The organism is Chryseobacterium sp. JM1 (assembly GCF_000737715.1).
GTDB lineage: Bacteria > Bacteroidota > Bacteroidia > Flavobacteriales > Weeksellaceae > Chryseobacterium.
In genome coordinates, this window is record NZ_JPRN01000010.1 from 45,294 (window position 1) to 59,897 (window position 14,604).

10 protein-coding genes are annotated in these 14,604 nt (G+C 37.8%); 3 read left to right on the top strand and 7 right to left on the bottom strand.

Going from position 1 to position 14,604, the window contains the following annotated elements; translation table 11 throughout:
• Nucleotides 1-223: 223 nt before the first annotated feature.
• The 3 genes from ligA (at nucleotide 224) to IW22_RS16135 (ending at nucleotide 7,717) form a co-directional block, all read left to right on the top strand.
• Nucleotides 224-2,230 (top strand): NAD-dependent DNA ligase LigA, encoded by a 2,007-nt coding sequence (gene ligA, locus IW22_RS16125; protein ID WP_034728405.1) that lies wholly within the window; start codon nucleotides 224-226, stop codon nucleotides 2,228-2,230.
• A gap of 97 nt (nucleotides 2,231-2,327) precedes the next feature.
• Nucleotides 2,328-4,946 carry a T9SS type A sorting domain-containing protein gene (locus IW22_RS16130; RefSeq protein WP_034728408.1) on the top strand — a complete coding sequence of 873 codons (2,619 nt, stop codon included), beginning with the start codon at nucleotides 2,328-2,330 and terminating at the stop codon, nucleotides 4,944-4,946.
• 299 nt (nucleotides 4,947-5,245) lie between these two features.
• Nucleotides 5,246-7,717 (top strand): T9SS type A sorting domain-containing protein, encoded by a 2,472-nt coding sequence (locus IW22_RS16135; RefSeq protein ID WP_034728410.1) that lies wholly within the window; start codon nucleotides 5,246-5,248, stop codon nucleotides 7,715-7,717.
• Between the two features lie 80 nt (nucleotides 7,718-7,797).
• Here the strand turns inward: IW22_RS16135 and IW22_RS16140 are convergent, their stop codons facing one another.
• The 7 genes from IW22_RS16140 to IW22_RS16170 are packed head-to-tail and all read right to left on the bottom strand — an operon-like array spanning nucleotide 7,798 to nucleotide 14,058.
• Nucleotides 7,798-8,259, bottom strand: a complete 462-nt coding sequence (locus IW22_RS16140) for a hypothetical protein (RefSeq protein ID WP_131401750.1) — start codon at nucleotides 8,257-8,259, stop codon at nucleotides 7,798-7,800.
• A 7-nt stretch (nucleotides 8,260-8,266) separates the two neighbouring features.
• On the bottom strand, nucleotides 8,267-9,706 hold the full coding sequence (locus IW22_RS16145; RefSeq protein WP_034728415.1) for a hypothetical protein: 1,440 nt from the start codon (nucleotides 9,704-9,706) through the stop codon (nucleotides 8,267-8,269).
• A gap of 39 nt (nucleotides 9,707-9,745) precedes the next feature.
• On the bottom strand, nucleotides 9,746-10,225 hold the full coding sequence (locus tag IW22_RS16150; RefSeq protein ID WP_034728417.1) for a hypothetical protein: 480 nt from the start codon (nucleotides 10,223-10,225) through the stop codon (nucleotides 9,746-9,748).
• Between the two features lie 33 nt (nucleotides 10,226-10,258).
• The gene (locus IW22_RS16155) at nucleotides 10,259-10,906 is read right to left on the bottom strand and encodes a hypothetical protein (protein WP_081873966.1); all 648 of its coding nucleotides are present in this window, start codon (nucleotides 10,904-10,906) and stop codon (nucleotides 10,259-10,261) included.
• A gap of 37 nt (nucleotides 10,907-10,943) precedes the next feature.
• Nucleotides 10,944-11,180, bottom strand: a complete 237-nt coding sequence (locus IW22_RS16160; protein ID WP_034728421.1) for a hypothetical protein — start codon at nucleotides 11,178-11,180, stop codon at nucleotides 10,944-10,946.
• Between the two features lie 47 nt (nucleotides 11,181-11,227).
• On the bottom strand, nucleotides 11,228-12,943 hold the full coding sequence (locus IW22_RS16165) for an ATP-binding protein (RefSeq protein WP_034728424.1): 1,716 nt from the start codon (nucleotides 12,941-12,943) through the stop codon (nucleotides 11,228-11,230).
• A gap of 5 nt (nucleotides 12,944-12,948) precedes the next feature.
• Nucleotides 12,949-14,058 carry a histidine kinase gene (locus IW22_RS16170; protein WP_034728427.1) on the bottom strand — a complete coding sequence of 370 codons (1,110 nt, stop codon included), beginning with the start codon at nucleotides 14,056-14,058 and terminating at the stop codon, nucleotides 12,949-12,951.
• Nucleotides 14,059-14,604: the final 546 nt, after the last annotated feature.

Consider the following 14,604-nt stretch of genomic DNA (forward strand, 5'->3'; position numbering starts at 1 on the left):
GTGCAAAGGTATTTTGACTTTATGGACCAGGTGTTTAAGAGAGCTTTAACAAATTCTCAACTAAATCATAACGTTGTGTTAAATTAATTTAAACAAGCGTTTTAATTCACAATCAATCAACACATTAAACCATATTACGCTTTTTTAATTTTCCCACAATATTTTATTGCGGTATTTTTTAATGAGATTAGTTTAGCTATTTTTGCTCAAAAGATAGAACGGAATGTCTGAAAATATACAGCAAAAAATAGAGCAGCTCCGAAAAGAGCTTCATCAGCATAATGAAAATTACTACCTTCTGGATGCCGCTACAGTCTCTGATTATGAGTTTGATATGCTCCTGGAAGAGCTTCAGGATCTGGAGGCAAAACACCCTGAATTTTACGACGAGAATTCTCCTACAGTACGTGTAGGCGGAGGAATTACCAAGGTATTTCCTACCATTCAGCATAAGTTCCGAATGTATTCTCTGGATAACTCCTACGATTTCGACGATTTGGAAGACTGGGAGAAGAGAATTATCAAAACCATCAGTGATCCGGTGGAATTTGTTGCAGAGCTGAAATATGACGGCGCTTCTATTTCTATTCTTTACGAAAACGGAAAGCTGGCTCAGGCTGTAACGCGTGGCGACGGTTTTCAGGGAGATGAAATCACTTCCAACGTCCGAACCATTTCGGATATTCCTCTGGCGCTGAAAGGTGATTTCCCGGCTCATTTTTTTATGAGAGGTGAAATTTATCTGACGAGAAAAAATTTCGACAAACTTAATAAACTTCGTGAGGAGGAAGGTTTGGATCCTTTTATGAATCCAAGGAATACGGCCAGCGGAAGTTTAAAAATGCAGGACAGCGGAGAGGTAAGAAAAAGAAGTCTTTCTTCTGTACTTTACCAGTTTATTTCCGAGGATGTTCCTGCAGAAACCCACTGGGAACTGCTTCAGAAAGCACAAGGCTGGGGCTTTAAAACCTCACAGCAGGCGAAACTCTGCAAAACGATGGATGAAGTGAAGGAATTTATCAGTTTCTGGGATACGGAACGTCATAATCTTCCTTTTGAAATTGACGGAATCGTTTTAAAGGTGAATTCTTTACAGCAACAGAGACAGCTGGGTTACACGGCAAAATCACCGCGATGGGCAATGGCTTATAAATTCAAAGCTGAAAAGGTAGAAACTGAACTTCAGAGTGTTTCTTATCAGGTAGGAAGAACGGGAGCCATCACTCCGGTAGCTAATTTAAAACCGGTTTTACTGGCGGGAACCATCGTTAAAAGAGCTTCTCTTCACAATGAAGATATCATTAAAAAACTGGATCTGCACGAGCATGACTTTGTGTATGTAGAAAAAGGAGGTGAGATTATTCCTAAAATTGTAGGGGTGCATACTGAAAAAAGAACTTCCGAAAGCAGAGAAATCGAATATATCACCAACTGTCCTGAATGTGGAACTGAATTGGTGAAAATCGTTGATCAGGCGATCCATTTCTGTCCGAATGAACTTCACTGTCCGCCTCAGGTGGTGGGAAGAATGATTCATTATGTTTCCAGAAAGGCTTTGAATATTGATAATCTTGGAAGTGAGACGATCGAGCAGCTTTACAGAGAAAAGTTAGTTGAAAACCCTGCTGACTTTTATGCTTTAACGAAGGAACAGATTCTTCCTCTGGAAAGGATGGCTGAAAAATCTGCACAGAATATTATTTCAGGGATTGAGAAATCCAAGGAAATTCCATTTGAAAAGGTTCTTTACGGAATTGGGATTAAACATGTGGGTGAAACAGTGGCCAAGAAACTTGTGAAAAACTTTTCTACCATTGATGAGCTGAAAGAAGCCACTGTAGAAGAACTTTGTCAGGTAGAAGATATCGGAGCGAAGATCGCGGTAAGCATTGTGGATTTTTTCAAGAATTCTGAAAACATTCTGATGATTGAGCGTCTGAAGTCTTACGGAGTACAGCTTGAAAAAGGCGAAAGTACGAATGAGGTTCTTTCGAATGTTCTGGAAGGAAAAACGTTCCTTTTCACCGGAAAATTATCTTTATTTACCAGAGAATCTGCAGAGGAAATGGTAGAAAAACATGGTGGCAAAAATATATCTGCCGTCTCTAAAAATCTTAATTTCTTAGTAGTAGGTGAAAAAGCCGGAAGCAAACTAAAGAAGGCACAGGATATCGGAACCATAGAGATTCTTGATGAACAGCAATTTTTAGATTTAATAGAGAAACAGTAAAATAGTACAAGTTTTAAAACTTTTAATGAATAAACCATTGGGAAACAATCTCGATGGTTTATTTTTGCCGTTCTTTCAAACAAAAAAACTAAAAATTATGAAAAAAGCTCAGTTAATCATTTTTATGATGCTGCTGTTTGCGGTCTGCAATGCTCAGGTGGTCACCATTCCTGATGCCAATTTCAAAGCCAGATTATTATCATCCAGCCCAACCAATGCGGTAGCTCAGGATCTTTCGGGAAACTGGTTTAAAATTGATGCCAATAATGACGGGCAGATTCAGGTAAGTGAGGCGCTGAATGTTTCTTACATACAATTGATCCAGGGACAAATCGGGAATGTAACCGGCATCAAAAGCTTTGCTAATTTGGTCTCTTTTAAATCAAACGGAAACTATGATATCGCTCAGCTTGACCTGAGTAATATGACGAAGCTGAAAAACATTACTCTTGAATTTCATTATTTAACCGGCATTAATACATTGGGATGTCCTCTTCTGGAGAACTTTTACATGAGTTACAATTCCGTAGATCTTCCGAATCTGAATTTCACTCAGAACCCAGCTCTGAAAAAAATTACACTGGAAAGAAATTCCCGTTTGGGCGGTGCGAATTTTTCCAATCTTCCTATCCTTGAGGATCTTCGTATAGTGGATAAAACCTCGATTAATGAACCGTATTTTTCAACGATCAATTTATCCAATAATTTAAAGCTGAAAAAAATTTATATTGAACAGCCTAATCTTACGTCTCTGACTTTAAATCCGCTGAATGATCTGCTCCAGTTTACGCTGATAGCATCCAAACTCACGTCACTGAATCTGAATAGTTCAGGTTTAATGACAGATTTAACATTGAATGCCAATACGCTTCTTACTTCAGTTAATTTTCAGAACAGCAACAGTCTGACCAATCTGAGTCTTTCCAACAATACGGCACTTACAACCGTAGATCTTCAAAACAGACCGAGTCTATATAATTTTTCGGCCTATGGTAACAGTATTTCTTCTTTAAACTTCAGCGGGACCAGCCAACTGGGTTTTTTAAGTTTAAAAAATAATTTTATCACCTCACTGGATGTTTCTCCCATCACGGATCTGCTTAATTTCAGCATTGCTGAAAATATTACAACGCTGGATGTAAGTCAGAACCTCAAATTAAGCTATCTGTTTTTAGAGAGTCCTACTTTGAAATCTGTCAATGCCAAAAACGGAAATTCTAATTTCGATTTAGGAGTTATGCCGGGTGTGAATGCCAACTTAAGCTATGTATGCTGCGATGCGGACAGGTACCAGTCTATCAGAAATAAATTAAATACCGACGGATACAGCTATGTAGAGCTCAATACCTACTGTAGCGTCAACCCGGGAGGAATGACGTACCCTGTTCTTGGAACGGTAAAATACGACAGTAACAATAACGGCTGTGATGCGAATGATGTCAACAAAGGTTTTCAGTTATTTAATGTAGCGGAAACGTGGTCAACACAACGTTTTGTGTCTGATCATTCCGGAAATTATTCTATGCATTTACGCCCGGGAAATTACACCATCACTCCTGTTCTGGAAAATGCTTCTCATTTTAATATGACTCCAGCAAGTCGTACGGCCAGTTTCCCTGCACAGACAGGCCCGGTTTTGCAAAACTTCTGCCTTACTGCCAATGGAACTCATAATGATCTGGAAACCGTAATTATTCCGGTAACCGTTGCCCAGCCAGGTTTTGCATCAAAGTATAAAATCATTTATAAAAATAAAGGAACTGCGGCACAATCCGGAAATGTAACGTTCAGATTTAATGATGATCTGATGAATTATCTTAGTTCAACGGTGGCGCCCGCTTCTCAGTCTACCGGGTTTTTAAGCTGGAATTTCAGTAATCTTCTTCCTTTTGAAACCAGGGAAATCATCCTTACATTTAATTTGAGTTCTTCTGCACAGAATCCTGCTTTGAATGCGGGGAATGTTTTAACCTATACATCTGAAATCAGCGGTGTGAGTGAAGAAACGCCTAAGGATAATCTTTTCAGACTGAGTCAGACGGTTGTAAATTCGTTTGATCCTAACAACAAAACGTGCCTGGAAGGAGCATCCATCTCACAGACGCAGGTTGGAGATTATGTTCATTATCTGATCAGGTTTGAAAACAACGGTATTGCCAATGCAAGAAATATTGTTGTAAAAGATGATATTGATACCTCCAAATTTGATCTGTCTACGTTGGTTCCATTAAGCGGAGGCCATAGCTTTGTTACCAAAATTTCGGGAACGAATACGGCGGAATTTATTTTTGAAAATATTCAGCTTCCTTTTGATGATGCCAACAACGATGGCTATGTTTCATTCAAAATAAAGACAAAATCTACTTTAGCAGCCGGAAACAGCTTCAGTAATACAGCCAGAATTTATTTTGACTATAACGCTCCTATCGTCACCAATACATATACCACTTCTGTGCAAACCGTACTGGCAACATCTGAAGTGAATAGCAGCAAAAATGGTTTCAATATTTATCCTAATCCTGTAAAAGATATTCTTCATATTCAAACAAAAGATGAAGTCATTAAAGCTGAAATTTACGATGCAGCCGGAAGAATCCTGAATACAACCGGAGTAAAAAACAATGCTGTAAATGTTTCTGATCTGACGAAAGGAAACTACATCATCAAAGTTTCTACAAAAAACAAAACACTGACGCTTAAATTTATTAAAGCATAAAAGTAATTCACCTTGTTATATCTTAAAAGCTGTGAGAGTTCTCACGGCTTTTTTTGTTTTTATCCCTGTTTAACGATGTCAAGATTTTCAACCTTGACAGGGTTTGCAGAACGATTCAGATTCAAAAAGCCTTCAAATTATCATTTAAAAAAATAAAATTAACACAAACAATATATTTAAATAATTTAATTCAATTAAAAACAATAAAAACATTATTATATAAATAAATAAAAACTAAAACACAATTATTTTTCATAATATTATTTTTTATATATTTACACAACTAATATCACCAAACCATGAAAAAAGTCTACTTTTTTGTGCTATTCCTTGCACATTTATCTGTCTTTGCGCAGATTGTCAACATTCCGGATCCTCATTTTAAAGCTTTATTGCTTTCAGGAAATACTTCCAACCATGTCACCCAGAATCTGGCTAATAACTGGACTAATATTGACACCAATAATGACGGCGAAATACAGCTTTCGGAAGCTGCCAATGTCAAGAGTATTAATATTTACAGCTATACCGGCAGTACTTTTATTCAGATCTCTTCAATAGAAGGTGTGAAATCATTTACCAATCTGCAAAATCTGGATGTATCGGACGCTCCGAACTTGCTTTCCGTAGACGTCAGCGGTATGCAAAACCTACGTTCAGCCAACTTCGACAATAATACCAATATGTCTTCTGCAAATTTTACGGGCTGTTCCTTACTGGAAAACATAAGTGTAACTGATGCCAGTATCGTGAATCTGGATGTCTCTAATCTTCCGAAAATGAATATCCTTGTATGTACGGGAGGAAAAGTACAAACCATTAATTTTTCGGGAAGTACAACAATGAGATCCCTTCTCTGCAGTGATAATAAAATATCCAGTATTGATGTAAGTTCGCTGACTGATCTATACACGTTCCACATTTCCGGGAATTTACTGTCCACTCTGAATGTGAGTAATTTAACAAAACTTGAAAATCTGGTATGTTCGGTCAATCAGCTTAATACAATCAATCTTCAGAATACCCCTAAATTGAAATCACTTGAAGCCAGTTATAATAATCTGTCGACTCTCAGTATACCTCAAAGTCCGCTTCTAAATTATTTAAAGGTGTCCAACAACCACATTACCAGTCTTGATGTTTCAGCTTCTCCTTTACTGCAGATACTTTTTCTGAGTAGTAATCAGCTTTCTTCACTTGACATAAGCCACAACACGATCCTGAACTCGCTCAATGTTACGAACAACAATTTACAGAGCCTGTTTATAAAAAACGGAAGATCTACAAGTGTATCTTATCAATACAACCCCAATTTAAGTTATATCTGCTGTGATGATTCAGACATAAGCAGTATCAACAGCCAAAATGTGGCGTACGGATATAATAATGTGACGGTAAACTCTTACTGTTCCTTCACGCCGGGCGGTACATTTTATACCGTTAAAGGAAATACGAAATACGATCTTAACGGAAACGGCTGCGATCCGGCCGATGCCAATAAAGCGTTCCAGAAATTCAATATATCTGGAGGAGGAACTACGGGAAGTATTGTTGCAGATCACTCCGGAAACTACTCTATCCCGTTACAGGCGGGATTATATACTCTGACGCCGGTTCTTGAAAATCCAGCTTATTTCAGCATTTCTCCAGCGTCTTCCACTGTAGATTTTCCTTCGCAAGCCAGTCCATTAACCCGAGATTTCTGTATGACAGCAAATGGTTCTCATCCGGATCTTGAAATTGCAATTATCCCTCTGAATTCGGCAGTACCGGGATTTGAATCGGATTACAAAATCTATTTCAAAAATAAAGGAACAACCATGCAGTCCGGAACCATTGGATTCAGTTTCAATGACAATGTGATGGATTTTATGAATGCTACAGTGACTCCAAATTCACAGTCAACCGGAAATCTCAGCTGGAATTTTACAGGTCTTCTTCCATTTGAAACAAGAGAAATCAAGGCTAAATTTGAAATGAATACGCCTACGGATACTCCGCCTTTACATAACGGTGACATCCTGCATTATACTGCACAGATCAACGGAGCGCCGGATGACACACCTGCTGACAATACCTTTAATCTGAACCAAACGGTAGTGAATTCACAGGATCCGAATGATAAAACCTGCCTTGAAGGGACGATGATCGCACAGACCCAGGTGGGAGATTATGTTCATTATCTGATCCGCTTTGAAAATAAAGGTACTGCCAATGCGAGAAATATCGTGGTAAAAGATGTGATTGACACTTCGAAATTTGATCTTTCTACGTTGGTTCCATTAAGCGCAAGCCACAGTTTTGTAACGAGAATGTCCGGAACCAATATGGCGGAATTTATTTTCCAGAATATCCAGCTTCCGTTTGACGATGCGAATAACGACGGATATATTTCTTTCAAGATCAAAACCAAGTCTACTTTGACATCAGGTGATGTATTCAGCAATACCGCCGATATTTATTTTGATTATAATGCCCCGATTATTACCAATACCTATACAACGGCTGTCAGAGGTATATTAGCCACAGCAGAAACTAAATCTGACAAGGGGAATCTAAGTATTTATCCCAATCCGGTACAGGATATTCTTCACCTCAAATCCGGTGAAGAGATCATCAAAGCTGAAATTTATGATGCAGCCGGAAGAATTATGAATACGAAAAGTGTAAAAGGTAATGCTGTGAATGTTTCTGAACTGGCCAAAGGAAGATACATCATTAAACTGTTCAGCAAAGACAAAACGATGGTTCAGAAATTCATAAAAAATTAAACTCATCATCTTTTTTATATCTGCAAGAGCTGTGATTTTGTTCACAGCTCTTTTTTATTCCTGTCAGCAGAACAGTCGTTTTATTTAAAAACAAGAATCGCATAGTTATCCCGTGAAGTTTTAGGATAAACCATTCTGATTTGTGCTTTATTTTTAAAGTAATCTACATAGATTTCTCCGGTCATAATCTTTCCTTTTTCGGTTTGTTTGTAACCTGCCGCGAGCATTGTTTTTATGTAGGCATCATGTTCTTTTTTGTCCTTGAACTGAAACTCTATATTGTCCTGGGATTGATCTTCCCTGTATTCAAATTTTCCGATCTTGTAAATATAACCAGGGCTGTCATACTCGAACAGAATGAATACAGGACTTTCTGTTTTATCGTAGAACGTATATTGATGTGTCTTAATTTCTGTTTTAAAAGCAGTCATCGTGAGTTGATTAAATCTCGCAAGCTCTTCCAGTTTAAAAGCCTGTCCCGACATCTGTGCATGCAGAAGGGTACAAAACATACTGATTATAAAGATTTTTATAGTATTCATAGTTCAATTATTCTTTGACGTTATTTTCTTTGATAAAATTTTTATACTCTTTTTCCCAGACCGGAACCTTTTTGAATTCAGCTTTTCTGCTGACAATAATAGCTGCCCCATCATCGAAAAGGTTTTTATCTTTGAGCATTTTCAGACCATCCATGATCGTGAGGGCACCATAAGCATTGTCATTATCTCTAACCCTGTCCAGAAGAACATCTCTGTTCTGAAGTACGGAATCATTGTCTTTCAGTTTTGAGATGAAACGGTTCAAATCAAGATCATCCAGATACTGAAGAGAATTTCTTACTGCTTTTTCATACACTTCCTTAGAGATCTTTTTTGTTTTTTCTAACAGGGTAACCAGCCTTAGATTATCGTCAAAGATCATTTCACCGGATCCATCCTCCTCCAAGTGATCCATATCGTATGCATTCACCGCAATAATTTCGGCTTTTCCGGGTTTCAAAAATCCATCCAGGAGAAATTTTGCGGTTTCTTTTTGGGTATGTGTTTTTTCATAGGCACCCAGAATATCAAAAGAAATGATTTTATCTGTTACCCAAAGATCAGCCAGTGCAGAATCATACAGGGCACATCTTTTTATGGAAATCTGCTGATAGAGGAAAGTCAGGCAATTCCCGTCACAATCCTTTTCCTTATTGATTTTCTTATTGTATTCAATGGCTTTAATCACTATTTCTTTAGCTTCTTCACTACAGAATTCAGCTAAGGCAACCATGAAAGCAAAATCAGAAGAATCAGTAATACGTTCCTTCATGATCGGCAGAAACTTAGGATCCGGAAACTCTTGAATGGCCGGGTAAGCTTGTTTTCCAAAACTTTTGATCAGTTCTATATCATCAGGGTTTTTATATTTTGCAAGATTCACTAGCAGTATGGGTGACTTTGTATCCATTACAAGCTTTCTTATTTTCGCATAGGTATCATGATCAGTCGGTAAATCATAGGCAAGAGCCTCCAGAAGTTCCCCATTAACAGGTTTTGCATTCAGAGCAATAGCTATCATTTCACGGTGAAGATTCTCTTTTTCTATTTCTGAAAAATGATCCCCTGCAGAGACTCCTTCAAAAATATACGCAGATAAAAGGTGTTCACTGACAATACATCCTCCTCTGTAATCCAATTTGTCCTTTGAATAAAGATTTTTCTTAAAAACATCCAGCATTTTTCCACCCTCTTTTTTATGAGCCAAAACATCAATAGCCACTGCTTTTACATGAACAGTTTTGCCTTTCTCTGCTAGGTAGACAAGGTCTTCCGGACTCGCATCTTTAAACAGTAATTCTTCTATTTTTTTTATCTCTTTGTCTTCACTTGAATAAAATAATCTTGTTTTTTCAAGAGGTTTAATGATAGCCGCCGTTCTCTTGGAAACCTGACAATAGCCACAGAAAAAGAATAGGAGCAATAACAGACTGATGGGTCTTTTCATGGAATGGTTTTGTTATGCTGTAAATTTAAAAGAATTTTGCTAATGCCGGACAGAAGGCATTCTATTCTTTAAAGCTTCCTGAAAAAGCCTGATCTGGTCAGGTGTAAGATTTTGCAGATAAATGGTCCGTTTCCTGTTAACCAAAAAGTCGGGATAGGAGATTAAGGTAACAGAATGATTACTGAAACTAAATTCCCTCAGTCCCGTCGGACTTTTCGTATTTCTCTTATCAGAATTAAAATTAAGATTGATAAAACGGCTGGGAATACAATAGAAGTCCGTAGGAAATAAAAAAACCGAGTTTTGATTCAGCAGAATGTGAAAAGTACAAAAACGGTAATTTTTACGTAGAGGGCCGCTTTCTACCACGATCTTTCCACTGATATTTTTCAATTCACTGGAGCCTGGCTGTCTGTATTTTGTGATGATTTTTTTATTCTGAAAATAACAGAATATCCCAAATATCACCGGTGCAGCTATAAAGATGGATAAGAAATAATCGAAGATATGATCAAGCATTGACTAAGACTAAGAATAAAAATGACTATTGAATTAATATTTTTCGGGTTGCTTTATAAATTCTCCTCCTTTATGTGGAAACTGAACATATAATTCCGAAGGCTGCGGGATTTTTGCTTTACAACTTTCTGAGCATACATTCACAAGCAGAGGAAGAACATCTGTTGCGATCGGTAATGAAACCCAATACTGATCCGTTTCACTTTCCGGTATTTCATTTTTACAGATACTGCACTTTACAATTTCAGAATCATAATACTTTAAAGGGCGCTGATATAGATTAGGAAAATGGGTCCGGAATTTATAATTTCCATAAAGCGCTCTTGTACTCACCGTACTTCTTTTAAGATTTTTGCAATGTATGATTTCATAAGGAAACCACATAAGGTTATAAGAAGTATAAGGAATAAACTCTTCCAGCGATTCCATTTCCCCTATTTCCGGTGGTATCTGCTTTAAATGACTTCCATAAAGCATCATTCTTTTCACTTTTTTCAGCTTGGCAATAGATTTTGGAAGCGTTTCAATCAATTGAAATAATTCTGAACCAATTCCTTTTCTCGGTTCAAATTCCTCATGTCCTTCTTCCGCTACTTTATCAATATAAAGACACAGTTGTTTCCAGGCTTCAGAATTTTGATCCTGCATCACTTTTTTCACCTTTGGAACTCTGTTCATCATATCAAATTTTATTTTCCTTTCTTCTTATTTATCAAGGTTACTTTTCTCCCAGCCATTCTTCTATATCCTGATTGGCTTTATACTCTGTAAGATATGCTGAGTTTTTGTATTCTGCCTGTCCTTCAGCAATTCTGTATTTTTGGGATTCAGTAAGAATATATTCGTTTTCGTTCAATTCAAAATCCAGCAGTTTTTGAATCTCCTCCATCATTGTTTTTTCTTTTAACTGACTGATTCTGTTTATCAAATCAGCTTTTAGATCTGATGTATTCACCTTGTGCGATTTTCATTCGAATTTAAAAAAAATTATTTAAAATCGGTTTAAACCACCGGCAGTCTGAAATAAAAAGTACTTCCCTGATTGGGGGAACTCTTCACTCCTATTTCGCCGTTTTGCTTTTCTATAAAATTTTTGGAGATAGCCAGTCCCAGCCCTGTTCCGTTCTGATGTTCTCCCGGCACCTGAAAATAGCGGTCGAAGATCTGGCGGTGATACTTTTCATCAATCCCGCTTCCGGTATCGGTAATGCTGAACTGAATCATTGAGTCCTGTTTTTCTACCGTAATACTAATATTTTCGTCCTGGAAAGAATGTTTGACGGCATTCGTAAGGAAATTATTCATCACCCAGACTGTTTTATCGAAATCGGCATTCACGAAATCATTGTCGCCTAAAAAATATTCGGTATTGATGAGAATATTCTTTTGTTCTGCCAGCTTTTCGACATTTTTAACGGCAGCCTGTACCACTTCTTTCGGTGAACATTTTTCAACGGTCAGGCGGATATTTCCGGTTTCTACCTGCGAAAGATTCAGCAGTTCTCCGGTGATATTCAATAGTCTTTGACCATCGTCATTGATGCTTTTCAGCAATTCTTTCTGCTGGTCATTCAGCTCTCCGAATTTTTGATTTCCAAGTAGCTGTACTCCCATTTTTATAGCTGATATCGGGGTTTTAAGTTCGTGTGAAATAGTGGCTATGAAATTGGTTTTAGCAAAATCAAGTTCTTTGAATGGGGTAATATTGCGGAGAAGAATCACTTTCCCGATATATTTGGTTTCCTTTTCACCGGTTTTTACAATATTGATAGGGATAATATCCTGTTCAAAATAATTTTCTTTATGATCCCGAACAATCTTGATCGGTTCTTTCACCGGATGATCAATATTTTTAAGAAGTTCCCGTATCAGATCGTTATTGACAGCCACTTCATGGACCGTTTTTCCGATGATTTCTTCTTTATGCAGACCGGTGATCTTCAGCGCTTCGTCATTGATCATGTAGATAAAATGGTTTTCATCCAACCCGATCACTGCATCATGCATATTGTTCACCAGTGTTTCAATTCGTTTTTTATCCATCAGTTGCTTCGAAAGACTGCTGCTTTCGTACTCCTGAAGTTTTTCCGCCATGGTATTGAAAGAATCTGCAAGGCTGTTGAACTCCTCACTGCCTTTGAAATGTACTCTTTCACTGTAATTTTTAGCAGCGATCTGCCGGATACTGAATGTAAGCTGGTTGATGGGTTCCGCAATGGTTTGTGGCAGGTTAAAAAGCAGGGTAAAAGCAATCAGAAAACAAACCGTTCCTAAACTTACGATCCAGAAGGTGGCATTTTCAGCGGTGATGATCGCGATATCACTTTTTCTTTCAATCCCTTTCATATTCAGGGACATGATTTTGGCCAGATCTTCACGGATCAGTTTTTCCTTTTCCGGAGAAGCCTGTTTCAGATAGCTGTTGAAATGAAGATTCAGACTTTGAGTCGCTTCTTTTTCGCCAAATTCAGTAAGATTTTTCTCCTGCAACTTATTGTTTTTCTGAAAATCATTAACGGCAATAGCGCTGTCCGTGCTTATTTTATCCAGTGCCAGCAACATATTTTTGGAAAACTCCAGACTGTTATAATTGGCCGTAAGGATCTTTTCCGTATCCGATTTCAGTTTATTGATATAGACGGATCCTATCACTGACATGAGAACGATCAGTAAAAATAAAAGACCTACGCCTAGGGTGAGTTTTGTTTTAAGTTTCATTACTTCTAAGATAAAATAATAATATCTATCTGCCTTTCATTCAGCCTGTTCATCAGCGTATAAATCCAGCTATAGCCGGAAAGCCGCTGCCAGAGCTCTGCGTGGGGTTTTCCAATGCAAACTGTGGTGATATTATGGGCAATCACATAATCCAGAATTCCTTTGTGGACGCTGCTTTCTTTTACCCGGACCACCTTCGCCCCCAATTCCTGTGCTAAATTAAAATTATTAATCAAATACCGCTGTTTGTCGAGGGCTATTTTTTCGGGATTTTCTGATGGCTTCTGAACATACAGAACCGTCCACTGGCTATTATAATAGCTCGCCAGACGGGCCGTTTTCCTGATGATATTTTTAGCAATCTTTTCATTACTGCTGATGCACGCCAGAAATTTTATGGGCTTAAAATTCTCCGTTTTAATCTCTGTTTCTACCTTTCGTTCTACGTGCGCAGCTACTTCTTTTAAGGCAAGTTCCCGGAGCTGTAGGATATGTCCGCTTTGAAAGAAATTGGTAAGCGCAGTCTGGATTTTTTCTTTTTTGTAAATTTTTCCTTCTTTCAGGCGGGTCAGCAATTCATCTGCGGTAAGGTCTATATTCACCACCTCATCGGCAAGACTTAAAATTTTGTCAGGAACACGTTCAGCCACTTCTATTCCTGTAATATTTTTCACCTCCTCATTCAGGCTTTCAATATGCTGAATATTCATGGCACTGATGACATTGATCCCGTTATCAAGGATTTCCAGCACATCCTGCCATCTTTTTTTGTTTTTCGAACCTTCTACATTGGTATGGGCCAATTCATCCACGAGAACCACCTCCGGATGTTCATTGATAATGGTCTGAAGATCCATTTCTTCCAGGTTTTTACCTTTATAGAACACCGATCTTCTCGGTATTTCGGGAATACCGTCGGTGAGGGCTACGGTTTCTTCACGGTCATGGGTTTCTACATAGCCGATTTTCACATCAATGCCGTTACGCAGCAGAGACTGTGCCTCCTGAAGCATACGGAATGTTTTCCCTACGCCTGCGCTCATCCCGATATAGATCTTGAATTTTCCTTTCCGGGATTTCTGGATCAATTCTAAAAAATGTTTTGCTGATGACATTGATTTTTTTTGCTTTATTTTTTTTAACACAAAAGGCACAAAAGGTTTATTTTCCACCACTTTAGAATGTATAAGTAAGTTACGATTATTCTGTATAAAATATTTTGCTGGCTATCTTGTTAATGTTTTTTTATCTCTCGCAGATCACACGGATTACGCAGATTTTGATAATCATCAGAATAAAAATCTTTGTTTTTTTTAAACTTATGTGATCTTCTTCTCACAAAACATCTAAACTTCAAATAACTTAAGTGCTAAAAGCTTTTGTGACTTTTGTGGTTGGGTTTTTAACCACAGATGTTAACGCATTTTGTTGGTCATCGCAAAGACGCAAGATTTTTTCTAATTCGAATGTTTTAAGGCGCTAGGATTTTATCTTCGATAAAATTGAATACCGCTGTCATTGCGAGGAGTAGAGCGACGAAGCAATCTCATCGGCACCTTAACTGAAAATCTTTGATTTTCTTGCGCCTTAAAAACGGATTTAAATAAATCTTTGTGCCCTTGCGTAGATCCAATTTTACTTCAACATTGTTTACTTCTATT

What these genes read in the sequence shown, in the direction of transcription:
- ligA (WP_034728405.1), top strand. Translation starts at nt 224, where the DNA reads ATGTCTGAAAATATACAGCAAAAAATAGAGCAGCTCCGAAAAGAGCTT.
- IW22_RS16130 (WP_034728408.1), top strand. Translation starts at nt 2,328, where the DNA reads ATGAAAAAAGCTCAGTTAATCATTTTTATGATGCTGCTGTTTGCGGTC.
- IW22_RS16135 (WP_034728410.1), top strand. Translation starts at nt 5,246, where the DNA reads ATGAAAAAAGTCTACTTTTTTGTGCTATTCCTTGCACATTTATCTGTC.
- IW22_RS16140 (WP_131401750.1), bottom strand. Translation starts at nt 8,259, where the DNA reads ATGAATACTATAAAAATCTTTATAATCAGTATGTTTTGTACCCTTCTG.
- IW22_RS16145 (WP_034728415.1), bottom strand. Translation starts at nt 9,706, where the DNA reads ATGAAAAGACCCATCAGTCTGTTATTGCTCCTATTCTTTTTCTGTGGC.
- IW22_RS16150 (WP_034728417.1), bottom strand. Translation starts at nt 10,225, where the DNA reads ATGCTTGATCATATCTTCGATTATTTCTTATCCATCTTTATAGCTGCA.
- IW22_RS16155 (WP_081873966.1), bottom strand. Translation starts at nt 10,906, where the DNA reads ATGATGAACAGAGTTCCAAAGGTGAAAAAAGTGATGCAGGATCAAAAT.
- IW22_RS16165 (WP_034728424.1), bottom strand. Translation starts at nt 12,943, where the DNA reads ATGAAACTTAAAACAAAACTCACCCTAGGCGTAGGTCTTTTATTTTTA.
- IW22_RS16170 (WP_034728427.1), bottom strand. Translation starts at nt 14,058, where the DNA reads ATGTCATCAGCAAAACATTTTTTAGAATTGATCCAGAAATCCCGGAAA.